The 24,885-nt window shown below is 71.0% G+C and carries 24 protein-coding genes and 1 tRNA gene; 17 read left to right on the top strand and 8 right to left on the bottom strand.

Going from position 1 to position 24,885, the window contains the following annotated elements; genetic code table 11:
• Positions 1 to 4: 4 nt before the first annotated feature.
• Together FLP10_RS16280 and FLP10_RS16275 are read right to left on the bottom strand one after the other, a co-directional pair.
• Positions 5 to 1,024: an Fpg/Nei family DNA glycosylase gene (locus tag FLP10_RS16280; protein WP_149161817.1), complete on the bottom strand. Its 1,020-nt coding sequence runs from the start codon at positions 1,022 to 1,024 to the stop codon at positions 5 to 7.
• Between the two features lie 2 nt (positions 1,025 to 1,026).
• Positions 1,027 to 1,533, bottom strand: coding sequence for a ribose-5-phosphate isomerase (locus tag FLP10_RS16275; protein ID WP_149161816.1), 507 nt, complete (start codon positions 1,531 to 1,533; stop codon positions 1,027 to 1,029).
• A gap of 119 nt (positions 1,534 to 1,652) precedes the next feature.
• On the opposite strand from FLP10_RS16275, the gene pepN (FLP10_RS16270) reads away from it, so the two are divergent.
• The 9 genes from pepN (FLP10_RS16270) (at position 1,653) to FLP10_RS16230 (ending at position 14,203) form a co-directional block, all read left to right on the top strand.
• A complete protein-coding gene (gene pepN, locus FLP10_RS16270) occupies positions 1,653 to 4,217 on the top strand; it encodes an aminopeptidase N (RefSeq protein ID WP_149161815.1) in 2,565 nt (854 codons plus the stop codon).
• 119 nt (positions 4,218 to 4,336) lie between these two features.
• The gene (locus FLP10_RS16265; RefSeq protein ID WP_149161814.1) at positions 4,337 to 5,248 is read left to right on the top strand and encodes an ABC transporter ATP-binding protein; all 912 of its coding nucleotides are present in this window, start codon (positions 4,337 to 4,339) and stop codon (positions 5,246 to 5,248) included.
• Positions 5,245 to 6,096: an ABC transporter permease subunit gene (locus FLP10_RS16260; RefSeq protein ID WP_149161813.1), complete on the top strand. Its 852-nt coding sequence runs from the start codon at positions 5,245 to 5,247 to the stop codon at positions 6,094 to 6,096. The genes FLP10_RS16265 and FLP10_RS16260 overlap by 4 nt, the downstream gene beginning before the upstream one ends.
• 10 nt (positions 6,097 to 6,106) lie before the next feature.
• Entirely contained in the window at positions 6,107 to 7,417 is a 1,311-nt protein-coding gene (locus tag FLP10_RS16255; RefSeq protein ID WP_149161812.1) for a sensor histidine kinase, read from the top strand.
• Positions 7,414 to 8,157, top strand: a complete 744-nt coding sequence (locus tag FLP10_RS16250; protein ID WP_149161811.1) for a response regulator transcription factor — start codon at positions 7,414 to 7,416, stop codon at positions 8,155 to 8,157. The genes FLP10_RS16255 and FLP10_RS16250 overlap by 4 nt, the downstream gene beginning before the upstream one ends.
• 34 nt (positions 8,158 to 8,191) lie before the next feature.
• A complete protein-coding gene (gene pepN / locus FLP10_RS16245) occupies positions 8,192 to 10,819 on the top strand; it encodes an aminopeptidase N (protein ID WP_149161810.1) in 2,628 nt (875 codons plus the stop codon).
• An 11-nt stretch (positions 10,820 to 10,830) separates the two neighbouring features.
• Entirely contained in the window at positions 10,831 to 11,946 is a 1,116-nt protein-coding gene (locus FLP10_RS16240) for a mechanosensitive ion channel family protein (RefSeq protein ID WP_149161809.1), read from the top strand.
• 89 nt (positions 11,947 to 12,035) lie between these two features.
• Complete coding sequence (locus FLP10_RS16235) at positions 12,036 to 12,449, top strand: globin (RefSeq protein WP_246150435.1); 414 nt, start codon at positions 12,036 to 12,038, stop codon at positions 12,447 to 12,449.
• Between the two features lie 77 nt (positions 12,450 to 12,526).
• Positions 12,527 to 14,203 carry an FAD-binding dehydrogenase gene (locus tag FLP10_RS16230; RefSeq protein WP_149161807.1) on the top strand — a complete coding sequence of 559 codons (1,677 nt, stop codon included), beginning with the start codon at positions 12,527 to 12,529 and terminating at the stop codon, positions 14,201 to 14,203.
• 45 nt (positions 14,204 to 14,248) lie between these two features.
• On the opposite strand, the gene FLP10_RS16225 is transcribed toward FLP10_RS16230, so the two are convergent.
• Positions 14,249 to 14,929 carry a DUF8185 domain-containing protein gene (locus FLP10_RS16225; RefSeq protein ID WP_149161806.1) on the bottom strand — a complete coding sequence of 227 codons (681 nt, stop codon included), beginning with the start codon at positions 14,927 to 14,929 and terminating at the stop codon, positions 14,249 to 14,251.
• A gap of 84 nt (positions 14,930 to 15,013) precedes the next feature.
• Here FLP10_RS16225 and FLP10_RS16220 point away from each other — a divergent pair, with 84 nt between their 5' ends.
• The 3 genes from FLP10_RS16220 to FLP10_RS16210 all read left to right on the top strand — a co-directional run bounded on the left by FLP10_RS16220 (position 15,014) and on the right by FLP10_RS16210 (position 17,055).
• A complete protein-coding gene (locus tag FLP10_RS16220; protein ID WP_210418430.1) occupies positions 15,014 to 15,895 on the top strand; it encodes an acyl-CoA thioesterase in 882 nt (293 codons plus the stop codon).
• A gap of 93 nt (positions 15,896 to 15,988) precedes the next feature.
• A complete protein-coding gene (locus FLP10_RS16215; RefSeq protein ID WP_149161805.1) occupies positions 15,989 to 16,486 on the top strand; it encodes a QcrA and Rieske domain-containing protein in 498 nt (165 codons plus the stop codon).
• A gap of 2 nt (positions 16,487 to 16,488) precedes the next feature.
• Positions 16,489 to 17,055, top strand: coding sequence for a hypothetical protein (locus FLP10_RS16210; protein ID WP_149161804.1), 567 nt, complete (start codon positions 16,489 to 16,491; stop codon positions 17,053 to 17,055).
• A 34-nt stretch (positions 17,056 to 17,089) separates the two neighbouring features.
• On the opposite strand, the gene FLP10_RS16205 is transcribed toward FLP10_RS16210, so the two are convergent.
• From FLP10_RS16205 to FLP10_RS16190, 4 genes are all read right to left on the bottom strand, one after another.
• Complete coding sequence (locus FLP10_RS16205; protein ID WP_149161803.1) at positions 17,090 to 17,566, bottom strand: acyl-CoA thioesterase; 477 nt, start codon at positions 17,564 to 17,566, stop codon at positions 17,090 to 17,092.
• A 1-nt stretch (position 17,567) separates the two neighbouring features.
• Positions 17,568 to 19,250, bottom strand: coding sequence for an energy-dependent translational throttle protein EttA (ettA, locus tag FLP10_RS16200; protein ID WP_149161802.1), 1,683 nt, complete (start codon positions 19,248 to 19,250; stop codon positions 17,568 to 17,570).
• A 3-nt stretch (positions 19,251 to 19,253) separates the two neighbouring features.
• Positions 19,254 to 19,745 carry a DUF6993 domain-containing protein gene (locus FLP10_RS16195; RefSeq protein ID WP_149161801.1) on the bottom strand — a complete coding sequence of 164 codons (492 nt, stop codon included), beginning with the start codon at positions 19,743 to 19,745 and terminating at the stop codon, positions 19,254 to 19,256.
• A gap of 78 nt (positions 19,746 to 19,823) precedes the next feature.
• Positions 19,824 to 20,417, bottom strand: a complete 594-nt coding sequence (locus tag FLP10_RS16190) for a single-stranded DNA-binding protein (RefSeq protein ID WP_168209219.1) — start codon at positions 20,415 to 20,417, stop codon at positions 19,824 to 19,826.
• 298 nt (positions 20,418 to 20,715) lie between these two features.
• Between FLP10_RS16190 and FLP10_RS16185 the strand changes: the two genes are divergently transcribed.
• From FLP10_RS16185 to FLP10_RS16175, 3 genes are all read left to right on the top strand, one after another.
• Positions 20,716 to 21,723: an aldo/keto reductase gene (locus tag FLP10_RS16185; RefSeq protein WP_149161799.1), complete on the top strand. Its 1,008-nt coding sequence runs from the start codon at positions 20,716 to 20,718 to the stop codon at positions 21,721 to 21,723.
• Between the two features lie 100 nt (positions 21,724 to 21,823).
• Complete coding sequence (locus tag FLP10_RS16180) at positions 21,824 to 22,078, top strand: hypothetical protein (protein WP_149161798.1); 255 nt, start codon at positions 21,824 to 21,826, stop codon at positions 22,076 to 22,078.
• A gap of 85 nt (positions 22,079 to 22,163) precedes the next feature.
• Positions 22,164 to 22,820, top strand: a complete 657-nt coding sequence (locus FLP10_RS16175; RefSeq protein WP_149161797.1) for a hypothetical protein — start codon at positions 22,164 to 22,166, stop codon at positions 22,818 to 22,820.
• A gap of 9 nt (positions 22,821 to 22,829) precedes the next feature.
• Here FLP10_RS16175 and nadE read toward each other — a convergent pair whose 3' ends face one another.
• Positions 22,830 to 23,660: an ammonia-dependent NAD(+) synthetase gene (gene nadE, locus FLP10_RS16170; RefSeq protein WP_149161796.1), complete on the bottom strand. Its 831-nt coding sequence runs from the start codon at positions 23,658 to 23,660 to the stop codon at positions 22,830 to 22,832.
• Between the two features lie 477 nt (positions 23,661 to 24,137).
• Between nadE and FLP10_RS16165 the strand changes: the two genes are divergently transcribed.
• Both FLP10_RS16165 and orn read left to right on the top strand, forming a co-directional pair.
• Positions 24,138 to 24,210: transfer RNA gene (locus FLP10_RS16165), tRNA-Arg, on the top strand.
• A 50-nt stretch (positions 24,211 to 24,260) separates the two neighbouring features.
• Positions 24,261 to 24,884, top strand: coding sequence for an oligoribonuclease (gene orn, locus FLP10_RS16160; protein ID WP_149161795.1), 624 nt, complete (start codon positions 24,261 to 24,263; stop codon positions 24,882 to 24,884).
• Position 24,885 lies beyond the last annotated feature (1 nt).

The raw sequence follows: 24,885 nt of genomic DNA, 5'->3' as shown, positions 1-24,885 counted from the left end.
CGGGTCAGGCCTGGCAGTAGGGGCACCAGTAGAGCTTGCGGCCGCCCATCTCTTCCAATGCGATGTTCGTGCCGCACACCCGGCACGGCAGCCCCTCGCGCTTGTACACCCAGTGCCGGTCGGCGCGGTTCGCCATCGCGGCACGCCAGGCTTCGGGGTCGAGGTCGTCCATGGTCATCATCTGCCCGGTCTCGACGCCGATGCGCAGCAGCTTCGCCCAGTCGCGCCAGAGGTGCCGCACGTGCTCCTCGGGCACGTCGCGGCCCGGCGTGTGCGGGTTCTGGCGCGCGCGGAACAGCAGTTCGGCCCGGTACACGTTGCCGATCCCGGCGACGACGTTCTGGTCCATGAGCAGCAGGCCGACGGGCACGCCGCGCCGTCGCACGGCCGCGGTGAAGCGGTCTTCGGCGGCGTCGCCGTCGTCGAGCAGCGGGTCGGGGCCGAGCTTCGCGACGACCTGCTCGACCTGCGCGGGGTCGAGCACCTCGCACGCGATCGGCCCACGCAGGTCGGCGCACACCGTCTCGGTCAGCAGGCGCACCCGCACCTGGCCGACGGGCTCGGGCGGGAACGACTCGAGGCCGCCGCCCTCCTTCTCGGACTCCGACATGCGCAGTCGGGTGCGCCGCGGCGCGCCGATGGAGGTGACCGAGTTCTCACCTGCCGCGTCGAACACCCGGGGCTCGGATGCCACGGCATCGGGGTTCGGCCCCTCGAGGAAGGTGCCTCGCTGGTTCGTCTGACCCATGCGTCCGTTCGCGGACGCGATCGTGGCATCCATCAGGATGTCGCCCGCGAAATCCCACGCGCCGTACATGCCGAGGTGCACGCGCAGCCACACGTCGCCCTCGAACCCGAGGAACATCTGCTTGCCCACGGCGCGGGCCTGCGTCATCCGCCGCCCGTCGAGCTCGGCCGCACCGGCCGCGAACCGGCCCTGCGGGCTCGACGCCTGCACGACGTGGCCGACGAAGTTCCGCTCGAACTGCCGCGTGATGCGATGGACGGAGTGGCCCTCGGGCACGACTACTCCGCGTCGGGCGCGACGACGTCGACGCCCTTGCCGGCGATATCGCCGGTCTGCTCGTATTCGGCGAGCTGGGCGATGCGGCGCACGTGCCGCTCGTCGCCCGAGAACGGCTCGGCGATGAACGCGTCGATGTAGCGGATCGCCTCTTCGACGGTGTGCTGGCGCGCACCGATCGAGATGACGTTCGCGTCGTTGTGCTGGCGGGCGAGGATCGCGGTGTCCATGCTCCACACCAGGGCGGCCCGGATGCCACGCACCTTGTTGGCCGCGATCTGCTCGCCGTTGCCCGACCCGCCGAACACCACGCCGAGCGCGCGCACGCCCGCGGCCTGATCGCGCGCGACTGCGAGCGCCGCGTTGATGCAGAAGGCCGGGTAGTCGTCGAGCGGGTCGTACTCGGCGGGGCCGTGGTCGACGACCTCGTGACCGCCGTTGGTCAGATGGTCGACGAGCGTGCGGCTGAACTCGAGGCCGGCGTGGTCGGTCGCGATGTGGATGCGCATGCACCAAGTCTAGGGACGCGACAGGTGCCCCGAATGCACCCCTGGCTTAGGCTGGTTCGCGGTGCGTGCGGCCAGAAGCCGCGGCCCCGATGCATCCGATCGAATCGACTGGAGACCCCGTGCCCGGAGACAATCTCACCCGCTCAGAAGCCGAGGAGCGCGCCGCCCTCGTCACCGTCCACGACTACGACGTCGTGCTCGATGTGACGAAGGGCCCCGACGTGTTCCGGTCGACGACGACCGTGCGCTTCGCCGCGACGGCGGGTGCCTCGACCTTCATCGACGCGATCACGGCCGCTGTGCACTCGGTGACCCTGAACGGCGTCGCGCTCGACCCCGCCGAGGTCAGCGACGGCGTGCGCATCGCGCTGCCGAACCTGCAGGACGAGAATGTGCTCGTCGTCGACGCCGACGGCCGGTACATGCACACGGGCGAAGGCCTGCACCGCTTCGAGGACCCCGCCGACGGCGAGGTCTACCTCTACACGCAGTTCGAGGTGCCCGACTCGCGCCGCATGTTCGCGGTGTTCGAGCAGCCCGATCTGAAGGCCGCGTTCCGGTTCACCGTGACCGCGCCCGCGCACTGGCAGGTCGTCTCGAACCAGCCGACGCCCGAGCCGGTCGCCGCGGGCACCTCGGCCGACGGACAGGAGCGCGCGACCTGGCCGTTCGGCCCCACCCCGCGGATTTCGAGCTACATCACCGCGCTGATCGCCGGGCCCTACGACGTCGTGCGCGACGAGCTCACCAGCTCCGACGGGCGGGTCATCCCGCTCGGCGTGTTCAGCCGCAAGAGCCTCTCGCAGTACCTCGACGCCGACTACATCTTCGAGAAGACCAAGCAGGGCTTCGAGTACTTCGAGCGCAAGTTCGGCGTCGCCTACCCGTTCGACAAGTACGACCAGCTCTTCGTGCCCGAGTACAACGCCGGCGCGATGGAGAACGCGGGCGCCGTCACCTTCACCGAGGTGTACGTGTTCCGCTCGAAGGTGACCGACGCGATCAAGGAGCGCCGCGTCGTCACGATCCTGCACGAGCTCGCCCACATGTGGTTCGGCGACCTCGTCACCATGAAGTGGTGGAACGACCTGTGGCTGAACGAGTCGTTCGCCGAGTGGGCGTCGACCATCGCGACCGCCGAAGCCACCGAGTGGGTGAACGCGTGGACGACCTTCAACTCGATGGAGAAGACCTGGGCGTACCGTCAAGACCAGCTGCCCTCGACGCACCCCATCTCGGCGACGATCAACGACCTCGAGGACGTGCTGGTCAACTTCGACGGCATCACCTACGCCAAGGGCGGTTCGGTGCTGAAGCAGCTGGCGGCGTGGGTCGGCGTGGACGCGTTCTTCACGGGCGTGGGCGCGTACTTCCGCAAGCACGCGTGGGGCAACACCACGCTCGCCGACCTGCTCGCCGAGCTCGAGGTCGCCAGCGGCCGCGATCTGTCGGGCTGGTCGGATGTCTGGCTCGAGACTGCGGGCGTCAACACGCTGCGCCCCGAGCTCGAGGTCGACGAGGCCGGCACGATCACGTCGTTCGCCGTGCTGCAGTCGGCGCCCGCCGACTACCCCACGATCCGCCCGCACCGGCTCGCGATCGGCTTCTACCAGCTGCGCGACGGCAAGCTGGTGCGCGAGCACCGCGTCGAGCTCGACGTCGACGGCGAGCGCACCGAGGTCGCCGAGCTCGTCGGCCTCGCCCGCCCCGACCTGATCCTCGTGAACGACGACGACCTCGCCTACGCGAAGATCCGCCTCGACGAGGCATCCCAGCAGGTCGCGATCGCGAACCTGTCGGCGATCGAAGACCCGCTGGCCCGCGCGCTGGTCTGGAGCAGCGTGTGGGACGCGACCCGCGACGGCGAGACCCCGGCGAGCGACTGGCTCGACCTGGTGCTCGGCAACATCGCGAGCGAGACCGAGTCGACGACGCTGCGCATCGTGCTCGCGAACGCGATCCTGGCCGCGAGCTCCTACGTGGCGCCGGCCGAGCGCGCCGAGTCGCGCCGTCGGCTCGCCGACGGCTTCTGGGCGCTCGCACAGGCCGCCGCAGCCGGCAGCGACGCCCAGTTCCAGTTCGTGAAGTCGTTCGCCGCGATCGCCGAGGCCGGCACGAACATCGACGCGCTCGCGGGCCTCGCCGCCGGCTCGATCGCGCTCGACGGGCTCGAGATCGACACCGACCTCGGGTGGGAGCTGGCGCGCGCCCTGGTCGCGGCCGGCCGCGCCGGCGACGCCGAGATCGACGCACGCCTCGCCGACGACAACACCGCGACCGGTCGCGAGGCGGCCGCGCACGCCCGTGCCGCCATCCCGACCGCCGCAGCGAAGGAGCGCGCCTGGGCGTCGCTCGTCGACAGCGACACCGCGAGCAACTCGGTGGTGCGCGAGACCGCGGCCGGGTTCCTGCGCGCTGACGACACCGCACTGCTCGCGCCGTTCGTCGACCGCTACTTCGGCGTCATCGAGCGGATCTGGGCGGAACGCAGCTACGCGATCGCCGAGAAGATCGTCGACCTGCTCTACCCCGCGCCGCTCGCGAACGCCGACCTTGCCGCGGCGAGCCGCGCCTGGCTCGACGCGCACGCCGATGCCGCGCCCGCGCTGCGCCGCCTGATCGTCGAGCACCTCGCCGGCGTCGAGCGTGCGCTGACCGCGCAGGAGCGCGACGCGCAGGCCTGACCCCACCCGCGACGTCGGCCCGGGGCGTCGGCGGGTGGTACCTCGGTACCACCCGCCGACGCCCCGAACCGTTCTCACGGCCGATGTGCCGGCTGTCGCCGCTGCGTAGCGTCGACGACATGATCACCGCCACCGGGCTGTCCAAGCGCTACGGCGCCAAGACGGCCGTCAACGACATCACCTTCACCGTGCGACCGGGCGTCGTCACGGGATTCCTCGGCCCGAACGGCGCCGGCAAGTCGACCACGATGCGCATGATCGTGGGACTCGACCGCCCGACCACCGGCGCCGTCACCGTGAACGGCAAACCCTACGCCGCGCACCGCGCGCCGCTGCACGAGGTCGGCGCCCTGCTCGACGCGAAGGCCGTGCACACCGGTCGCACCGCCGAGAACCACCTGCTCGCGATGGCCGCGACCCACGGCATCGGCCGCAGCCGAGTCCGTGAGGTCATCGAGCTCACCGGGCTCGAATCGGTTGCGCGCAAGCGCGTCGGCGGCTTCTCGCTCGGCATGGGCCAGCGGCTCGGCATCGCGGCCGCCCTGCTCGGCGACCCGGCCACCGTCATCCTCGACGAACCCGTCAACGGACTCGACCCCGAGGGCGTCCTCTGGGTGCGGCAGCTCGTCCGCCATCTCGCGTCCGAGGGGCGTACGGTGTTCCTCTCGTCGCACCTGATGAGCGAGATGGCCCAGACCGCCGACCACGTCATCGTGCTCGGCCGCGGCGAGATCATCGCCGACGCGCCGATCGCCGACGTCATCTCAGGCGTCAGCCGCAAGCGGGTACGCGTGCGCTCGCCGCACGCCTCGCGCCTGGCCGACCTGCTGGCCGCACCCGAGGTCGCGATCGTGCGATCCGAGGGGGGTGTGCTCGAGGTGACCGGCCACGAGTCATCCGTCATCGGCGACCTCGCCGCCGCAAACGGCATCGCTCTGCATGAACTGACCGCCCAGACCGCGTCGCTCGAAGAGGCCTACCTGGCCCTGACCGCCGACGCCGTCGAGTACCGTACGGAGGCTGTCCGATGACCACCACGACCCTCACCGCGCCTCCTGTCCGCCACGACGAGACCCGCCCGAGCTTCGCGCGGCTCGTGCACTCCGAGTGGATCAAGCTCCGCAGCCTGCGCTCGACCGTCTGGTCGTATGCCATCGTCATCGCGATCGCGGTGGGCATGGCCTGGCTCATGTCGGCGACGTTCACCGGCGGCATGGGCGGCGAACTCGACGTCGCGACCGCGCCGGCCGAGCAGCAGGTCGCCTTCGTCGTGCAGGCCGCGTCGTTCGGGGTGCTCTTCGGCCAGCTCGTCGTCGGGGTGCTCGGCGTACTCTCGATGAGCGGCGAGTACACGACGGGGATGATCCGCTCCACCCTGGCAGCGACGCCGAGGCGCCTCCCGGCGCTCGCGGCGAAGGCGACGGTGCTGTTCCTCACCACATTCGCCGTCGGCGTCGTCGCGCTCCTCGCCGCCTTCGTCACCGCGAACGCCGTGTTCGCCGGGTCGGGGGTGTCGGTGAGCCTGTTCGACCCCGAGGTCGTGCAGCCGCTGCTGCTGGGCGCCCTCTACCTCGCGCTGGTGTCGGTGTTCGCGCTCGGGGTCGGCACGATGCTGCGCTCCAGCGCGGGCGGCATCGCCGCGGTGCTCGGGCTCCTGCTGCTCCTGCCGACCGTGCTGCAGATGCTCCCGGCCGACTGGGCGCACGACCTGGTGCCGTACCTGCTCGCGTCCGCCGGCATGGTGATGACGACGCCCCCCGGCGCCGTCGACCCCGCGTCGACCGATCCGAACGCGTGGCAGAGCCTCGCCATCACGGTCGGCTGGGTCGCCGCGTCGATCGCGGGTGCGGCCGTGCTGCTCAGGCGGCGCGACGCGTAGCATCCACATCATGGCCGATGCCGGATTCTCCCCCGACCCGCCCGAGGGGGCGGTCGGGGGAGAACTGCGCCTGCCCCGACCGCCCGGCTTCATCCGCAGGTTCTGGGCGAGGCATCCGCGGCTCGTCGATGCTCTGATCGCGGCCGTCTACGTCCTGCCCACCGTGACGGTCGCCGGTGTGGGCGCGGCGGGCACGACCCCCGTGGCTCCACCGGTGTGGGCGACCATCGTGCACGCCGCGGGCATCATCGCCGCGGGCATCTGCCTGCTGCTGTTCCGACGCAGCCGACCCTGGGTCGTCATCGCAGTCACGTGGGCGGTGTGCCTGGCCGTCTCGGTGACGGGCTCGGTCGAATCGCTGCCGGTGCTGCTGGCCCTATACGGCCTCGGCGTCTACCGGTCGACGAGGGCGGCCTGGATCGGGTTCGCCGGTTCCGTCGTCGTCGCAGCGGCGTCGAGCTTCCTCGCCGTCTGGCTCGGGTTCGTCGGCGCGATCCCCGACGGGCTCATCGACCGCGACGGCGCCCCAGCGATGACCTCGCAGGCGTTCGTCGGCATGCTCATCGCGACCCTCATCGGCGTGACGGTCGGCAACCGCCGGCGATACCTCGACGCGCTCATCGCGCGGGCGCACGACCTGGCGCGCGAACGCGACCAGCAGGCGAGGCTCGCCGCCGCCGCTGAGCGGGCGCGCATCGCGAGGGAGATGCACGACATCGTCTCGCACGGGCTCACCGTCATGATCACCCTCGCCGACGGCTCGGCCGCGACCGCGACGCGCGACCCCGAGCAGGCCGCCGAGGGCATGCGCACGGTCGCCGAGGCCGGTCGCGAGGCGCTGGGCGACATGCGGCGGATGCTCGGCGTGCTCGATGACCCGGATGTCCCGGCCGAGCGTCGCCCCCAACCCGACGCCGGCGGCCTGCCCGACCTCGTCGACGGGTTCCGCGACGCCGGCCTGCCCGTGCGGCTCACGACCTCGGGCGTCGCGCCCGACGACTCGGCGCTCGGGCTCACGGTGTACCGCATCGTGCAAGAGGGCCTCACGAACGTGCTGCGCCACGCGCACGACGCCACTCGCGTCGACGTGGCGGTCGCCTACCAGGGGCCAACTGTCGATGTGGTCGTCGAGGACGACGCGCGCGCAGCACGCCGCACGCCCGCCACGACCGGTAGCGGCCGGGGGCTTCCGGGAGTCCGCGAGCGGGTCTCGCTGTACGACGGCAGCGTCGAGGCCGGGCCCCGGTCGCACGCCGGGTGGCGCCTGCACGCGACCCTGCGGGTCGACGGCGATCCGAGCGAGAAGGGTGCGAGCACGTGAGCGGAGTACGGGTCGGCATCGTCGACGACCAGGCGCTGGTGCGCACCGGTTTCCGGCTCGTGCTCTCGGCGGAACCCGGCATCGAGGTGGTCGGCGAGGCATCCGACGGCCGCGAGGCGATCGAGCTCGTGCGCACCGCCTCCCCCGAGGTGCTGCTCATGGACGTCCGCATGCCCGGCATGGACGGCATCGAGGCGACCGCCGCGATCTCTGGACGCGCGGGTGCACCCCACATCCTCGTGCTCACGACGTTCGACCTCGACGAGTACGCGTTCGCGGCGATCCGGGCCGGTGCCAGCGGGTTCCTGCTGAAGGACGTGCGGCCCGACGAACTCGTCGCGGCGATCCGCACCGTGCACGCCGGCGAGGCCGCGCTCTCACCACGGGTGACGCGACGCATGCTCGAGCTGTTCGCCGACCGGGTGCCGGCCCTGCCGCGCGACGGCGGTGCATCCGGTGGCAGCGGAGCATCCGACGGCGGCGGCGCACCCGACGTGATCGCCGCGCTCACCCCGCGCGAGCGCGAGATCCTCGTCGCGATCGGCGAGGGTCTGAACAACACCGAGCTGGCCGAGCGATTCTTCCTCTCCGAGTCGACGGTCAAGACGCACGTCGGCCGGCTGCTGCAGAAGCTCGACGCGCGCGACCGGGTTCGGCTCGTGATCATCGCGTACGAGCACGGCCTGCTTCTCGCAGACGCCGGCGGCAGCGCATCCGGAACGCCCGCGACCGGCGACTAGGCTGGCCGGGCGAACGCGACACGGAAGGACGCCCATGCCCGCTGCCGACCTGACCCGAGCCGAGGCAGACGCGAGGGCCCGGCTCATCACCGGGCCGAGCTACGAGGTCGCTCTCGACCTCACGGGCGGCGGCGACACGTTCGGATCCGAGACGGTCGTGCGATTCGGCGCCGAGCCCGGTGCGTCGACGTTCATCGAGTCGACCGCGGTCGAGGTGCACGAGCTGGTGCTGAACGGCCGGGCCCTCGACGCGGCTGAGGCGATCGACGGGTCGCGCATCCGACTCGACGATCTGGTCGCCGAGAACGAGCTGCGCGTGGTCGCGACCCGCGCATACTCGAACACCGGCGAGGGGCTGCACCGGTTCGTCGATCCCGTCGACGGCGAGACCTACCTCTACACCGAGTTCGCGGTCGCCGAGGCGAACCGGGTGTACGCCGTCTTCGACCAGCCCGACCTGAAGGCGTCGGTGCGGTTCGAGATCACCGCGCCCGCGCACTGGACGGTGCTGTCGAACGCGCCGTCGCCCGAGCCGGTCGCGGCCACGGCCGCCCCGACGTCGGCCGCGGCATCCGACACCGGCCGCGAGGCATCCGCCACCTGGAGCTTCGAACCCGGCCCGGTCATCTCCAGCTACATCGTCGCGCTCGTCGCCGGCCCGTACGCGAGCTGGCGCGACAGCGCCGCGAGCGTCGACGGCCGCGACGTGCCGTTGGGCCTGTTCACCCGCCGCTCGCTGGCGCAGTACGCCGAACCCGAGGTCATGTTCGAGCTCGTGCGCGACGGGCTCGCGTTCTACGAGCGGGCGTTCGGCGTGCCGTACCCGTTCGGCAAGTACGACCAGATCTTCGTGCCCGAGTACAACTGGGGCGCCATGGAGAACGTGGGCGCGGTGACCTTCAACGAGGGCTACCTGTTCCGCTCGCGGGTGTCCGACGCGCGCCGCGAGCAGCGCGCGATCGTCGTGCTGCACGAGCTCAGCCACATGTGGTTCGGCAACGCCGTGACCATGCGGTGGTGGAACGACCTGTGGCTCAACGAGTCGTTCGCGACCTGGGCCTCGACGCTCGCGACCTCGCAGATCACCGAGTTCACCGGCGTCTGGGCGACGTTCGCGAGCGACGAGAAGACGCACGCCGCCGAACAGGACCAGCTGCCCTCGACGCACCCGATCGTCGCCGAGATCCGCGAGCTCGGCGACGTCGAGGTGAACTTCGACGCGATCACCTACGACAAGGGCGCATCGGTGCTGAAGCAGCTGGTCGCGTGGGTGGGCCTCGACGCGTTCCAGCTCGGCGTGGGCGCGTACCTCGCGGCCCACGCGGGCGGCAACGCGACCCTGCGCGACCTGCTCGACGAGCTCGAGCGGGCCAGCGGCCGCGAGCTCACGAGCTGGAGCGAAGTCTGGCTCGAGACGGCGGGCGTGAACACGCTGCGCGCGACGATCGAGGCGGATGCATCGGGCACGATCACGTCCGCTTCGGTCGAGCAGTCCGGTGCGGCGCAGCATCCGACCCTGCGCCCGCACCGGCTCGCCTTGGGTTGCTACCGGCTCGTCGACGGCTCGCTCGTGCGCACCGAACGGTTCGAGCTCGACATCGACGGGGCATCCACCCCGGTGCCCGACCTGGTCGGGCACGCCGTGCCCGATCTGCTGCTCGTGAACGACGACGACCTCACCTACGCGAAGGTGCGACTCGATGCGCGCTCGTTCGAGACGGCGATCGAGCACCTCGGCGACCTCGCCGATCCGGTGGCGCGCGCGGTCGTGCTCGGCTCGGCGTGGGACTCGGTGCGCGACGCCGAACTGCCGGCGACCGAGTTCGTGCAGCTCGTGCTGCGCAGCATCGGGCGCGAAACGCAGTCGGCGGCGCGCAGCCTCGCGCTCGGCCGGCTCGAGACCGCGCTGTCGCGGTACGTCGCCGACGACCGGCGCGAGCGGCTCGCCGCCGAGGCCGGCGACGCGATCTGGGCGCAGGCCCAGCTCGCCGAAGCCGGTTCCGACGCGCAGCTGCAGTTCGTGAAGGCGTTCACGCGGCTCGCCGCGACCGAGTCGCACGCGCACGTGCTGGCTTCGCTCGCCGACGGATCGCTCGCGCTCGACGGGCTCGTCGTCGACCTCGACCTGCGCTGGGAGCTGCTCATCGCGCGCGCGGCGCTCGGCGCCGCCGACGATCCCGAGATCGACGCACAGCTGGTCGAGGACGACACGGCCAAGGGCCGCCAGCTCGCCGAGACCGCCCGGGCCGCTCGTCCCGACCAAGCGGTGAAGGATGCCGCGTGGGAGCGAGTCGCGACCGATACGACCCTGTCGAACGACCTCGCCCGCGCGATCGCCGACGGGTGGCTGCGCGCCGAGCCCGCCACGCTGCTGACCACGAACGTGCGCCGGTACTTCGCGATGCTGCAGAAGGTGTGGTCCGAGCGCGGCTTCACGATGGGCTCGCTCATCGTGCGGCGCCTGTTCCCGGCCCCGCTCATCGACCCCGAACTCGCGACCCTCACGCGTGCGTGGCTCGAGGCCAACCCCGAGCCCGCGCCCCTGCGCCGATACGTCGCCGAGCACCTCGCCGAGCTCGAGCGCGCGATCGCCGCACGCGCACTCGACGCGGCATCCGCCGAGCGCGCGACGGCCACCGAGCTCCCAGCCGTCGCGAACTAGACTCACCAGCCATGGTCATCTTCGCGGAGCCTGCGCCCGACGAGACCCCGCTCGACGCGGGGTTCTGGAGCGACCTCGCGACCTGGTGGAGCGAGAACTGGGGCCTCATCGTCGGCAAGGCCGTCGCGATCATCATCATCATCGCGATCGCGCTGCTCGTCCGCTGGCTGCTGCACTTCGTCATCGACGGCACGGTGAACCGCGTCGTCACGGGCGTGAAGTCCAAGCAAGACGTCACCGACACCCAGGCGCTCCAGGCATCGCCGCTGGCGGCGGTGCGTCTCGTGCAGCGCACCCGCACGCTCGGCACCGTGCTGTCGAACATCGTGAACGTGACGCTGTTCATCGTGGTCGTGCTCATGCTCGTGAACGTGATCGACACGTCGATCCTCGGCTCGTTCGCACTGCTGTCGGCCGCGATCGGCGCCGGCCTCGGCTTCGGCGCGCAGAACATCGTGAAAGACGTCCTGAACGGCATCTTCATGGTCGTCGAGGACCAGCTCGGCGTCGGCGACGTCGTCGACCTCGGCCCCGCGACCGGCATCGTCGAGGAGGTGCGGATCCGCATCACCACGGTGCGCGACGTGAACGGCACGCTCTGGTTCGTGCGCAACGGCGAGATCCTGAGGATCGGCAACATGTCCCAAGGCTGGGCGCGCGTGATCGTCGACCTCGCGGTGCCCTACGACGCCGACATCGACGCCGTCGAGGCGCAGATGCTGAAGACGGCGACCGAGCTCGCCCACACGTCGAAGTGGCGCTCGCGCGTGCTCGAGAAACCCGAGGTGTGGGGCCTCGAGTCGATCTCGGCCGAGGCGATGGTCACCCGCATCGTGATGAAGGTGCGCACGTCGGCGAAGGACGACATCGCTCGCGAGCTGCGAGTGCGGCTGAAGCGGGACCTCGACGAGATGGGCGTGCACCTGCCGAACCTGAACACGGTCGTGCTCACGGGATTCGACGGCGCGACCCGCGTGAAGGGCGCTCGCCCGCCGAAGACCGCGCCGAACGCGGTGCTCGCCGGCGGAGCTTCGGATGCCTCGACGGGCGCCGCGGCATCCCGGCGTCGTCCGAAACGCACGCCCAAGATCCCGCCACCCGGCAGCTCGAACGGAGACGCCTCATGAGCGAAGCATTCCCGGCTTCCCCGTCCGCGGTGCCGCCCGCCGCGGTGCCGCCCGCCTCGGTGCCGCCCGCCTCGGTGCCGCCCGCCTCGGTGCCGCTTCGCGGCAGCGAGCACGGCGCGGCACTCGGTCCATCGTTCTTCGAACAGGTCGGCGGCCACGCGACGTTCGAGCGCCTCGTCGATGCGTTCTACCGCGGCGTCGCCGACGACCCGGTGTTGAAGCCGATGTACCCCGAAGAGGACCTCGGGCCCGCCAAGCGCCGCCTGCAGCTGTTCCTCGAACAGTATTGGGGCGGGCCCGGCACCTACAGCGCCGAGCGGGGGCATCCCCGCCTTCGACTGCGTCACCAGCCGTTCCATGTGAACCCCGATGCCCGCGATCGCTGGCTCACCCACATGCGCCGCGCGGTCGACTCGCTCGAGCTGTCGCCGCTGCATGAAGAGACGCTCTGGGACTACCTGCAGCGCGCCGCCTTCGCCATGGTCAACACCTTCGACGACTGACGCCCCCTCCCTCGCAGCACACCACCCGCACGACCCGCGCAACACCCACCTGCCCTCCCCAGACGAAGGAGTCACCCGTGGCAGCAGCCTCCCCCACCCGAACCGCCGGCGCCCCCGACGCGATCGTGATCGGCGCCGGCCTCGCCGGCCTGGTCGCCGCAGCCGAGCTCGTCGACGCCGGCAAGCACGTCGTCATCCTCGAGCAGGAGCCGGCGGCGAGCCTCGGCGGTCAGGCGCACTGGTCGTTCGGCGGCCTCTTCCTCGTCGATTCGCCCGAGCAGCGGCGCATGGGTATCGCCGACTCCCCCGAACTCGCCCGGCAGGACTGGTTCGGCACGGCGGGATTCGACCGCGACGACGAGGATGCCTGGGGCCGCAAGTGGGCCGAGGCGTACCTCGAGTTCGCGGGCGGTGAGAAGCGCGCGTGGCTGCACGAGAAGGGCGTGCGGTTCTTCCCGGTCGTCGGCTGGGCCGAGCGCGGCGACGGCACACCGACGGGGCACGGCAACTCGGTGCCGCGCTTCCACATCACGTGGGGAACGGGCCCGGGCGTGCTCGCCCCGTTCATCGCGCGGGTGAAGGCCGGCGAGGCGGCGGGGCTCGTCGAACTGCGGCACCGGCACCGAGTCGACGAGCTCATCGTCGAGAACGGCACCGTCGTCGGCGCCCGCGGCATCGTGCTCGCCGACGACGACGCCGAACGCGGCGCACCGAGCAACCGCGACGCGGTCGGCGAGTTCGAGGTGCGCGCCCCGGCGGTGCTCGTCGCGTCGGGCGGCATCGGCGGCAATCCCGATCTCGTGCGCGAGTACTGGCCCGAGCGGCTCGGCACCCCGCCCGCCGAGATGCTCTCGGGCGTGCCCGCCCACGTCGACGGTCGGATGCTCCCGATCGCCGAGCAGGCGGGCGCCCGGCTCGTGAATCGCGACCGGATGTGGCACTACACCGAGGGCATCACCAACTGGGATCCGATCTGGCCCGCGCACGGCATCCGCATCCTGCCCGGGCCCTCGTCGCTCTGGTTCGACGCGACCGGCACCCGGCTGCCCGTGCCGCTGTTCCCGGGCTTCGACACCCTGGGCACGCTCGAGCACCTGATGGGCACGGGGCACGGCCACTCGTGGTTCGTGCTCACCCAGAAGATCATCGAGAAGGAGTTCGCACTCTCGGGCAGCGAGCAGAACCCCGACCTCACCGGCAAGGACCTGAAGCTGCTGGCGCAGCGCGTGCGCTCGGGCGCGCCGGAGCCGGTCGAGGCGTTCAAGAAGCACGGCGTCGACTTCGTGGTCGCCGACACGCTGCCCGAACTGCTCGACGGCATGCGCCGGCTCTCGGGCACCGCCGAACTCGACACCGACGAGGTGGAACGCCAGATCCGCGCGCGCGACCGCGAGCTCGACAACGACTTCTCGAAGGACCTGCAGCTCGCGGCGATCCGTTCGGCCCGCCGCTCGCGCGGCGACAAGCTCATCAGGGTGGCGACGCCGCACCGCATCCTCGACCCGGGCGCGGGCCCGCTCATCGCGGTGAAGCTACACATCCTGACGCGCAAGACGCTCGGCGGCATCCAGACCGACCTCGACTCGCGCGCGCTCGGCGACGACGGCGCACCGATCCCCGGCCTGTACGCGGCCGGCGAGGCAGCCGGCTTCGGCGGCGGCGGCGTGCACGGGTACCGCGCGCTCGAGGGCACGTTCCTCGGCGGATGCCTCTTCAGCGGTCGTGCGGCCGGTCGCGCCATGGCGCGCGGCTGACCGACGTCGCCCCGGGTGGGGCGGGCGCGAACGCGCTCGGCCCGCTCAGGACTTCAAGGTCCAGGGCTTGCGGCGCACGAGCACGTGTCCGCGGCGCGAACTGAGCCTCGTCCACGGGCCGGTCTCGAAGATGCCGATCGCATCGTCGCCGAGGAATCCGAGGCTGTAGGCGGCGAATCCCGCCCCGGCCGGCACGTACTCGAGCCCGTCGATGCCGCGGCCCCACACCTCGCTGCGCACCCGCTGCACGAGCTGCTCGCCGGTGCCCGTCGGGATCGCCTCGGCGACCTCGTCGATGCCGGCCCGCGCCGCCCGCTCGAGGGTCGGGGCATCCGTCTCGCCGAGCGCCCGCCACCCGCCGCGCGGCGGCGAGATGCCCGCCCACGTGACCGTGTTGACCTCGGGCGGACGCGACATGCTGACGGGGTGCGACGTATCGTCGTCGGGCAACCGGCCGCGCGCCCGCACGATGCGCTCGACCAGCGAGCGCATGGGCACCACGCTGTCGAAGTCGTCGGTGTCCGCAAGCGCGAACGTGCGCAGGCCCAGCACGGTGGGCGTCTCGTCGAGGATGCCGCGCGGATACAGGATCGCCGTGTAGACCGCGAGGATGCCGCTGCCGGCGATCAGCCGCACCGATCCGTCGTCGACGCGACCTGCGCGCTGCAGATACGTGTGCAGGTCGCCGAGCGAGAGGCTGTCGGCGAGCGTCAGTTGCTGAACCATCTCCTGAATAAACTACCAAGGGAGCGCCGCGACTCCGGTGGCTGCGCCGCCCGGCCCATCGGTCGCGACCGAGACGGAGACACGATGAACAGCTCGATCGACGGCCTGTTGAGCACCCTCAACCTGACGAACACCGGCGCCCGCACGACCGAGGACATCTTCACCGGGCCGTCGCAGTGGATGCCGTTGGGCCGCGTCTTCGGAGGGCAGGTGCTCGCACAGTCGCTCATCGCCGCGACGCACACCGTGGTTCCCGAACGCATGCTGCACTCGATGCACGGCTACTTCCTGCGCCCCGGCGACGTGCAGCATCCGATCACGTTCGCCGTCGACCGCATCCACGACGGCCGGTCGTTCTCGACCCGCCGCACGCAGGCGTACCAGCAGGGCAAGCCGATCCTCTCGCTCATCGCATCGTTCCAGACCGACGACGAGGGCATCGAGCACCACGTCGAGATGCCGCGCGATCTGCCCGACCCCGAGTCGCTGCCCTCGGCATCCGAGGTGCTCGCAGCGATCGACCACGAGGTCGCCAGGTACTGGTCGCGCGAGCGCGCGTTCGACATCCGGCACGTCCCCGCGCCGATCTACGTGCACGCCGACGGCGAGCGGGAACCGCGGCAGGCGCTGTGGATGCGCGCGTTCGGCCGGCTGCCCGACGACCCCAAGCTGCACCGAGCCGCCCTCGCGTACGCGAGCGACTACTCCATCCTCGAGCCGATTCTGCGCGCCCACGGGATCGCCTGGGCGACGCCCGGCCTCAAAGTCGCGAGCCTCGATCACGCGATGTGGTGGCACCGCGACGCGCGCGTCGACGAGTGGCTGCTGTTCACGCAGGAGTCGCCGTCGGCCGGTGGCGGTCGCGGGCTCTCGCTCGGGCGCATCTACACCCGCGACGGACTGCTCGTGGCGAGCGTCGCGCAAGAGGGCATGGTGCGCGTGCCGGATCCGGGTGCGTTCGACTGAATGAATCCTGTGCATCCCGCCCGGGCGGGCGGCGCTGCTCCAGAATGACACCACGGATGCCGCGCTGCGCGGCCGTGACGCGAAGGGACGACGATGACCGAACGCGCGGAGTTCACGAGGCGGGGCCTGCTCACGGTCGGCGGTCTGGGGGCGACCGGCGCCGCGTTGGTGCTCGCGGGGTGCGCACCGGGGTCGAATGCGCCGTCGGCTACCTCGTCGGGCGACGCCGACAGCGGTAGCGGCGGTGACGGCACAGGCGGGGGTGGCGCCGAGGCCCCCGGAACCGACGTCGCCGCCGGCTCCGAGGTCGCGGCGCTCGCCGACGTGCCGGTTGGCGAGAGCATCAGCGTCACGATCGACGGCGCCGATGCGCTGCTCGCCCAGCCGAGCGCGGGCGTCGTCGCGGCGTTCAGCGCGATCTGCACGCACCAGCAGTGCAAGGTGGCGCCCGCGGGTGCCGAACTCCATTGCCCGTGCCACGGCTCGCGGTTCGACGCGGCGACCGGCGAGGTGCTGAACGGGCCGGCGCTCCAGCCGCTCACCCCGATCGCGGTGCACCTCGACGGCGACCGCATCGTGACGGGGTCGTGACGATGGACTACGAGTTCGCAGGGCTGCCGCTGCACGTGCTGCTCGTGCACGCGGTCGTGATCGGCACCCCCGTGCTGGCTCTGCTCCTCGTGGTGCTGGCGGCCTGGCCGGCCGCCCGCCGAGTGCTGTGGATCCCCGCGCTCGTGGCGGCGATCGGCCTCGTGCCCCTCGCGCTCACGACGATCGAAGCCGGCAAGTGGCTCGAATCGCGTGTGTTCCCGTCTCCGCTCGTGCAGGAGCACACCTCGATGGGCGAGACGATCGTGCCCTGGGTCTGGGCGCTCCTCGTGGTCGCCGTGGCGATCGGCGCCTGGGCGCTCGTCGAGCGGGTGGCACGGAGGCGGGCGGTCGGCGCCGCTTCCGAAGACGAGTCGGATGCTTCGCAGCCTGAGTCCCCCGAGCGCCGACCGGCGTCCGGCCGCGGCGCCGCCATCGCGGCCGGAGTCGTGCTGACGGTCGCTGCAGTCGTCGTCGGCGCGGGTGCGACGTGGACGATCGTGCAGATCGGCGAGTCGGGAAGCCGAGCCGTCTGGGAGGGCACGTTCAGCGACGAGCCGCTCGGCGAGTAGCGGGGTGAGCGAGTCGCTCGGGTAGTGAGCGCGGTCAGCGCCGGCGGAACTCCGCCGGCGCCTCGACGTACGGCTCCCAGGCGGCGCGCTCGCGATCGGTCATGCGCCGCGGCGTGTTCGTCGCCGCGTCGACGAGCACGATCGTCGTCGCCGCGCGCGTGTACAGCGTGCGCGGCTCGACCCCGGCGGGCGAGTACACCTCGTAGCAGACGTCGAGGCTCGCCCCGCCCATCCGACCGATCCACAGTTCGATGTCGAGCGGCAGCCGACCGTACGGGATCGGGGCGAGGTACTCGACCTCTTGCCGCGCGATGAGCGTCAGGGTGCTCGTGCCCGCGGATGCGTCGATCACCGCCGTCGATGCGCCGACGGCATGCTCGGGCGTGTCGTCGGAAACCCAGAACGCCTGGATGCGGGCCTCTTCGAGCAGGCTCAGCATCCTGGCGTTGTTGACGTGGCCGTACGCGTCGAGGTCGCCCCAGCGAAGCGGTGTCGGCACATGCAGGCGCATGTCAGTCGCGGGTCAGCTTGCGGTACGTCGAACGGTGCGGCTTCGCGGCGTCGGGGCCGAGTCGCTCGACCTTGTTCGCCTCGTACGCCTCGAAGTTGCCCTCGAACCAGTACCAGTTGGCGGGGTCGTCGTCGGTGCCCTCGTACGCCAAGATGTGCGTCGCGATGCGGTCGAGGAACCACCGGTCGTGGGTGATCACGACCGCGCAGCCCGGGAACTCGAGCAGCGCGTTCTCGAGGCTCGACAGCGTCTCGACGTCGAGGTCGTTGGTGGGCTCGTCGAGCAGCAGCAGGTTGCCGCCCTGCTTCAGCGTGAGCGCGAGGTTCAGTCGGTTGCGCTCACCGCCCGAGAGCACGCCGGCCTTCTTCTGCTGGTCGGGGCCCTTGAAGCCGAAGGTCGACACGTAGGCTCGGCTCGGCACCTCGGTCTTGCCGACCTGGATGTAGTCGAGCCCGTCGCTGACGACCTCCCAGAGGTTCTTGTTCGGGTCGATGCCGGTACGCGACTGGTCGACGTACGAGATCTTGACGGTCTCGCCGATCTTCACCGAACCGCCGTCGACGGGCTCGAAACCGACGATCGTCTTGAACAGGGTCGACTTGCCGACGCCGTTGGGGCCGATGATGCCGACGATGCCGTTGCGGGGAAGCGAGAAGCTCAGGTTCTCGATGAGCTTGCGGTCGCCGAAGCCCTTCTCGAGGTTCTTCACCTCGAGCACAACATCGCCGAGGCGCGGGCCCGGCGGGATCTGGATCTCCTCGAAGTCGAGCTTGCGGGTGCGCTCGGCCTCGGCCGCCATCTCTTCATACCTGGCGAGACGTGCCTTCGACTTGGCCTGGCGGCCCTTCGCGTTCGAACGCACCCACTCGAGCTCGTCCTTCAGGCGCTTCTGCAGCTTCTGGTCCTTCTTGCCCTGCACCTGCAGACGCTCGGCCTTCTTCTCGAGATAGGTCGAGTAGTTGCCCTCGTACGGGTAGAGCCGGCCGCGGTCGACCTCGCAGATCCACTCGGCGACGTGATCGAGGAAGTACCGGTCGTGCGTGACAGCGAGCACGGCGCCGGGGTACTTGGCGAGGTGCTGCTCGAGCCAGAGCACGCTCTCGGCGTCGAGGTGGTTGGTGGGCTCGTCCAGCAGCAGCAGGTCGGGCTTCTGCAGCAGCAGCTTGCAGAGCGCGACGCGGCGCTTCTCACCACCCGACAGCACCGAGACGGGCGTGTCGCCCGGAGGGCAGCGCAGCGCGTCCATCGCCTGCTCGAGCTGGGAGTCGAGGTCCCACGCGTCGGCCTGGTCGATGTCCTCTTGCAGGCTGCCCATCTCGGCCAGCAGCGAGTCGAAGTCGGCGTCGGGCTCGGCCATCGCGAGCGAGATCTCGTTGAACCGGTCGATCTTCGCCTTGATCGGGCCGACGCCTTCTTGCACGTTCTCGAGCACGGTCTTCGACTCGTCGAGTTCGGGCTCCTGCATGAGGATGCCGACCGAGAACCCCGGCGTGAGGCGTGCCTCGCCGTTGGAGGGCTGGTCGAGCCCCGCCATGATCTTCAGGATCGTGGACTTGCCCGCACCGTTCGGACCGACCACGCCGATCTTCGCTCCGGGAAGGAACGCCATCGTGACGTCGTCCAGGATCACCTTGTCGCCGACCGCCTTGCGGGCGCGAACCATCGAATAGATGTACTCAGCCATTTGCTACCAGTCTATGGGGACGGTCGCGCCGACCAGACAGCGCCCGGTTCCGAGCAGCGGCCGCACCGCGCCGTGATACCCGCCCGACGCCGGGCCGAACTGACCGACCAAGCACTCGCCTTGGAACTGCACCGAGAACTGGATCGAGTCGGCCGGCTCATCGCGGGTGGTCACATCGCTCGTGACCTCCATCTTCGACTTGTCGAAGCCGGCCTGCGTCAGCGCGTCGATGAACGCCCGGCCGCCTGCCGCCGGGTTCGCGGCCACCACGGCGAGGTTCACGTAGTCGAACACCGGGAGGTTCTCGCTCGCCGAGAGGTCGGGCATGAGCGTGGGAACCGGCGCGTCGGCCGGGCCGACCGATTCGCTCGGCACCGGGCGCCCCGTCGACTCGAAGGTCGGCTCAGGAGGGGGCGTCGTGCACCCCGCGAGGGCGACCGCGATGCAGGCGGACGCAAGCCCGAGGATCGCGCTGGAGGTGCGGCGCCGTCTCATGTCTCCCCTTCCGGCGGTGCCGTCCGCCCGAGCCGAGTCTATGCGTTCGCTCGGCGCGGGAGGACGTGCGCCGAGGGGTCAGCGTGCCGATCCCGCGAGGTCGGCCGACAGCGCGGCCGAAGTGTCGTACTCGGCGTCGACGTCGAGATCGTCCGCGCTCGAGAACTCGGTGAGCTCGGCGAACGCCGCCTCGTCGGGGTCGGGCGCGGACACCGCGTACTCGTCGGACACCTCGCCCGTCGCCGCGTCGACCCCGGCCTCACCGGCCTCGCCAGCCTCGGCGCCGGACTGCGGCTCGGCCGAGGACGCCTGCGACGGCATCAGCTTGCGCAGTTGCGTGACGCCCCACGCGAGGTCGTGTCCGATGGCGTCGGCCTCGATCTCGACGGCGGTGCCGCTGCGCTCGCCCGCCTCCCACGAGCGCTGCTTCAGCCGCCCGTGCACGATGACGTGCTCGCCCTTGCGGATCGACATCGCGGCGTTGACCGCGAGGTTGCGGAACGACGACACCGTGTACCAGTTGGTGTCGGCATCGACCCAGGTGCCCTGCACCCGGTCGAAGTAGCGCCGGGTCGAGGCGAGCCGGAAGCTCGTGATGGCGAGACCCTGGTTCGTCGTGTACGGCCGCGGGTCGCTGCCCACGATGCCGGTGATGGTGATCTGGTCGGTCATATGATGCTCCTCAGCTCTCGGCGCCGCCGGGATCGGCGGCTCGCGGCATCCGGAGCGCTCGTGCCGGTGATCGCCCCGGATGCCGCGTGCTGAGAGCCTGGCCGAAGGCCGCGGCATCCGGCCCGTCGCGAAGCCGGACTGTGGGCGATCGCACCCCGAATGCACCCTGTCGAGGAGGAGTCGCGGTCGAGGAGGAGTCGCGGTCGAGGAGGAGTCGCGGTCGAGGAGGAGTCGCGGTCGAGGAGGAGTCGCGCCGCCGCGACGCCACGTGTCGCGGGCCGGCCGTAGGCTGGCCCGCATGACCTACCTCGCCTCCCCCGATCGCTACGACCGCATGCCCTATCGACGCGTCGGCCGCAGCGGCCTGAAGCTTCCCGCGATCTCGCTCGGCCTCTGGCACAACTTCGGTCACGACCGACCGCTCGACACCCAGCGCGCCATCGTGCGTCGCGCTTTCGACCTCGGCGTCACGCACTTCGACCTCGCGAACAACTACGGGCCGCCCGCCGGCAGCGCCGAAGAGAACTTCGGCCGCATCCTCTCGACCGACCTCAAGCCGTACCGCGACGAGCTCATCGTCTCGTCGAAGGCGGGATACGAGATGTGGCCCGGCCCGTACGGCGACTTCGGGTCGCGCAAGTACCTGCTCTCCTCGCTCGATCAGAGCTTGTCGCGGCTAGGGCTCGACTACGTCGACGTGTTCTACTCGCACCGACCCGACCCCGAGACCCCCATCGAAGAGACGATGGGCGCGCTCGCGAGCGCGGTCAAGCAGGGCAAGGCCCTGTACGTCGGCGTCTCGAACTACTCGCCCGAGCAGACCTTGAAGGCGTCCGAGGCACTCGCCGAGCACGGAATCCCGCTCACCATCCACCAGCCGCGGTACTCGATGTTCGACCGGCACATCGAAGACGGCCTGTTCGACGTGCTCGGCGAGATCGGCTCGGCGGCGATCGTGTTCTCGCCGCTCGCGCAGGGGCTGCTGACCGACCGCTATCTGTCGGGCCAGGTGCCCGCGGACTCCCGCGCGGCGACCAGCCGGTTCCTCTCGCCCGAGAAGATCAGCGCCGAGTACCTCGAGCGCGTGCGCGCCCTCGACGCGATCGCGAAGGAGCGCGGCCAGACGATCGCGCAGCTCGCGATCAGCTGGGTGCTGCGCGAGCCGACGATCGTCAGCGCGCTGGTCGGCGCGTCGAGCGTCGCCCAGCTCGAGCAGAACATCGCAGCACTGGATGCCTCGCCGCTGACGCCTGCCGAGATCGAACTGATCGAACCGTACGCGGCGCACGGCACCGCGCTCGGCTGACGCCGCGTTCCCGACGGCGCACGTGCACCTCGATGTCGGTGGTCGGCCCTAGCGTTCGAAGCAGGACGCAGGGCCGGCTGCACGACGAGAGGAGCGATCCATGACCACGACCGCATTCGCGCGTCAGCGCGAGCCGTTCCCGGTCGCCGTACCCGGCCTGAGCTTCGCGGCGGCCGCACCCGGCCTGTGGCGGGTGGCGTCGGCGACGGGCGCCGTGCTCGGCCACATCGAGCGGCGCGCCGAGGTCGGCGACGACGAGCGGTTCGTCGCGCGACGGTTGGTGGCGGGCACCGCGCGCACGATGCCGGTCGGCGAGTTCCGCAGTTCGCGCGATGCCGCCGAGGTCTTCCGCTGACCTGACGCGCGCGACGCCTGCGGCGACTTCGGCCACGCCGACCGCGCTCACGACGCGTTCGCGTCTCGGCCGATAGCCTGCGCGCATGGAGTGGTGGAACGATTTCGTCGACTGGCTCGCGTCGCCCGGCGCCCGTCCGACGCTGTTCGCCGCCGGGGTGCTGTTCCTCGCGGTGATCCTGTCGGGGCTGCTCGCGGCATGGATCGCGAGCGCATCGACTCGCCGACTCGTGGCGCAACGCGACCGCGAGCAGAAGACCGCGGCCGTGCAGGCCCTCGTCGATGCCGCTACCGAGGCGTCGGTGTGGAACTCGCTGACCCCGCAAGAGCAGGTGCTCGCCGACCGAGCCGTCGGTCAGGCCGACATCCTCGTGCGCCTGCTGCCGATCCGGGGGGCCGCGGTCGCGGCGAACTGGGCCGCGCACCAACTGCACGAGCTCAAGCGCGCGTCGGCGACGTTCGGCTACCAGCTCGACCCCGCTGTCGCCGAGTTCCGCGACCGTCTCATCGACTGGGAGCGCCGCCCCAATCGCGCGCGCCGTCGCTTCCAGGACGACCTCGCCCACTGGCGCAGCCAGCGACCCGAACCCGAGCAGGTGCTCCTCGACGAGCAAGACTCCTGGGTCGCCGAACAGCATCACGAGCGCTACAGCGACACCGCGGTGCTCGCCGAGACGCCCGCAGGCGAGCAGTCGGCCCCGACCAGCTCGACCAACCCGCTGCCCGTCGTCCGCGCCGACTGACGACGCCGTTCACTCCTCGGGCTGCCACCACGTCTCGGCCGGGCCGACCGGCGTCGCGCGCTTGTGCTGCGTCTGCAGGTACCGCTGCTCGATGCGGCGAGCAACCTCGGCGTCGATCTGCCCGCCCTCGAGGTAGGTGTCGATGTCGCGGTACGACAGGCCGAGGTTCGCCTCATCCGACTGCCCCGGCTCCTCGTCGAGCAGATCGGCGGTCGGGGTCTTCAAGTACAGGCGCTCGGGGGCGCCCAGATGCTCGAGCAGCGCACGCCCCTGCCGCTTCGTGAGCCCCGACAGCGGGATCACGTCGACGCCGCCGTCGCCGAACTTCGTGAAGAACCCCGTCACCGCCTCGGCGGCGTGGTCGGTGCCGACCACCAGCAGCCGACCCTCGCCCGCGATGGCGTACTGTGCGACCATGCGCAGCCGGGCCTTGACGTTGCCCTTGCCGAAGTCGCTCAGCGGCTCGCCCAGTGCGGCGAGATAGTCGGCGACGATGCCGTCGACCCCGCCGGCGATGTCGAACGTGACGGTCTCGGGTGGCTCGATGAAGCCGAGCGCCAGCTGCGCATCCTCCTCGTCGCGCTGCACGCGGTACGGAAGCCGCACCGCGACGAATCGGGTCGCGCGCCCCTCGGCGACGAGTTCGGCCGTCGCGAGCGCGCACAGCCGCCCCGCCAGCGTCGAGTCCTGCCCGCCGCTGATGCCGAGCACGAAGCCCGCAGCATCCGACGCGAGCGCGTAGCGCTTCAGGAAGTCGACGCGGCGGCGCACCTCGCCCGCCGGGTCGATGTTCGGGTGGACGTCGAGCTCTCGGATGATGCGTTCCTGAAGGTCGTGCATGGCTCGACGATACTGCGCGGATGTTTCGCGGGCGCTACGCGCTGCCGCCGACACGCTTCGCGGGCGCCAGAACACGACGTCGCAGTGATCGAGACGAAGCTCGAGGCGGTCGGCTACAGCGCGCTCGTGCCCGCGTTCTTCGTCATGACCGGCGCGACCGGCCTGCCGATCGTCGTCGCGGTCACCGCGATCAGCGTCGAGCGCGGCGAACTCGAGTCGGGCACGGCGAACTCGACTCGGCCACGGCAACCGCGCTCGTCGGAGCCGGCGAGTGCGCGGTGCTCGACTTCCCGCTCGTCGCGCTCGCGGTGCGCGTCCGCCGGAGGGCGGGCGAGGGCGAACCGGATGCCGCGCCGCGTCTCGAGCCGTTTCCACCCGTGCCGACCGAGGGGCTGAATCGCCGCCGCCCCACGGATCCGGGACGGCGGGCCGGTTTCGCGGGCGCATCCGGGCGGGTTCGGTAAGCTGTCCGGGTCGGCCCCCGTAGCTCAGCGGATAGAGCAGCAGCCTTCTAATCTGTCGGTCGCAGGTTCGATTCCTGCCGGGGGCACCGAACGGCGCAGAACAGCGGTGTCGGAAGCGGCCGGTAGAATCGCCCGCATGGCAGGTGCTGCGGATCGACTCGTCTGGATCGACTGCGAGATGACGGGCCTCGACCTCGAGGTCGACGAACTCGTCGAGATCGCGGTGATCATCACCGACTACGACCTCAGGCCCGTCGACGAGGGGCTCAACATCGTCATCAAGCCGGGTGCCAGCGCGCTCGAGTCGATGAACGACTTCGTCCGCCAGATGCACACCGATTCGGGCCTCATCCACGAGATCCCCGACGGCGTCAGCGTCGCCGATGCCGAGTACCAGGTGCTCGAGTACGTGCTGCGGCATATCCCCGAGAGCCAGCGGGCACCGCTCGCCGGCAATTCGATCGGCACCGACCGAGCATTCCTCGCGAAGTACATGCCGCGACTCGACGGCCACTTGCACTACCGCAACGTCGACGTGTCCTCCATCAAAGAGCTCGCCAAGCGCTGGTTCCCGCGGGTCTACATCAACGCGCCCGCCAAGAACGGCGGCCACCGGGCCCTCGCCGACATCCTCGAATCCATCCGCGAACTGCAGTACTACCGACGCGCCGCGTTCGTCGCCGATCCAGGCCCCACGACGCCCGAAGTGCAGGCGATCGCCGCCGACGTCGTGAACGAGTTCGCAGCCAAGGTGGTGTAAG

It is taken from the genome of Agromyces intestinalis, assembly GCF_008365295.1.
GTDB lineage: Bacteria > Actinomycetota > Actinomycetes > Actinomycetales > Microbacteriaceae > Agromyces > Agromyces intestinalis.
This window is presented reverse-complemented; position numbering and strand designations above follow the sequence as displayed.

What these genes read in the sequence shown, in the direction of transcription:
- FLP10_RS16275 (WP_149161816.1), bottom strand. Translation starts at nt 1,533, where the DNA reads ATGCGCATCCACATCGCGACCGACCACGCCGGCCTCGAGTTCAGCCGC.
- FLP10_RS16265 (WP_149161814.1), top strand. Translation starts at nt 4,337, where the DNA reads ATGATCACCGCCACCGGGCTGTCCAAGCGCTACGGCGCCAAGACGGCC.
- FLP10_RS16260 (WP_149161813.1), top strand. Translation starts at nt 5,245, where the DNA reads ATGACCACCACGACCCTCACCGCGCCTCCTGTCCGCCACGACGAGACC.
- FLP10_RS16255 (WP_149161812.1), top strand. Translation starts at nt 6,107, where the DNA reads ATGGCCGATGCCGGATTCTCCCCCGACCCGCCCGAGGGGGCGGTCGGG.
- pepN (WP_149161810.1), top strand. Translation starts at nt 8,192, where the DNA reads ATGCCCGCTGCCGACCTGACCCGAGCCGAGGCAGACGCGAGGGCCCGG.
- FLP10_RS16240 (WP_149161809.1), top strand. Translation starts at nt 10,831, where the DNA reads ATGGTCATCTTCGCGGAGCCTGCGCCCGACGAGACCCCGCTCGACGCG.
- FLP10_RS16225 (WP_149161806.1), bottom strand. Translation starts at nt 14,929, where the DNA reads ATGGTTCAGCAACTGACGCTCGCCGACAGCCTCTCGCTCGGCGACCTG.
- FLP10_RS16220 (WP_210418430.1), top strand. Translation starts at nt 15,014, where the DNA reads ATGAACAGCTCGATCGACGGCCTGTTGAGCACCCTCAACCTGACGAAC.
- FLP10_RS16215 (WP_149161805.1), top strand. Translation starts at nt 15,989, where the DNA reads ATGACCGAACGCGCGGAGTTCACGAGGCGGGGCCTGCTCACGGTCGGC.
- FLP10_RS16210 (WP_149161804.1), top strand. Translation starts at nt 16,489, where the DNA reads ATGGACTACGAGTTCGCAGGGCTGCCGCTGCACGTGCTGCTCGTGCAC.
- FLP10_RS16205 (WP_149161803.1), bottom strand. Translation starts at nt 17,566, where the DNA reads ATGCGCCTGCATGTGCCGACACCGCTTCGCTGGGGCGACCTCGACGCG.
- ettA (WP_149161802.1), bottom strand. Translation starts at nt 19,250, where the DNA reads ATGGCTGAGTACATCTATTCGATGGTTCGCGCCCGCAAGGCGGTCGGC.
- FLP10_RS16195 (WP_149161801.1), bottom strand. Translation starts at nt 19,745, where the DNA reads ATGAGACGGCGCCGCACCTCCAGCGCGATCCTCGGGCTTGCGTCCGCC.
- FLP10_RS16190 (WP_168209219.1), bottom strand. Translation starts at nt 20,417, where the DNA reads ATGACCGACCAGATCACCATCACCGGCATCGTGGGCAGCGACCCGCGG.
- FLP10_RS16185 (WP_149161799.1), top strand. Translation starts at nt 20,716, where the DNA reads ATGACCTACCTCGCCTCCCCCGATCGCTACGACCGCATGCCCTATCGA.
- FLP10_RS16180 (WP_149161798.1), top strand. Translation starts at nt 21,824, where the DNA reads ATGACCACGACCGCATTCGCGCGTCAGCGCGAGCCGTTCCCGGTCGCC.
- FLP10_RS16175 (WP_149161797.1), top strand. Translation starts at nt 22,164, where the DNA reads ATGGAGTGGTGGAACGATTTCGTCGACTGGCTCGCGTCGCCCGGCGCC.
- nadE (WP_149161796.1), bottom strand. Translation starts at nt 23,660, where the DNA reads ATGCACGACCTTCAGGAACGCATCATCCGAGAGCTCGACGTCCACCCG.
- orn (WP_149161795.1), top strand. Translation starts at nt 24,261, where the DNA reads ATGGCAGGTGCTGCGGATCGACTCGTCTGGATCGACTGCGAGATGACG.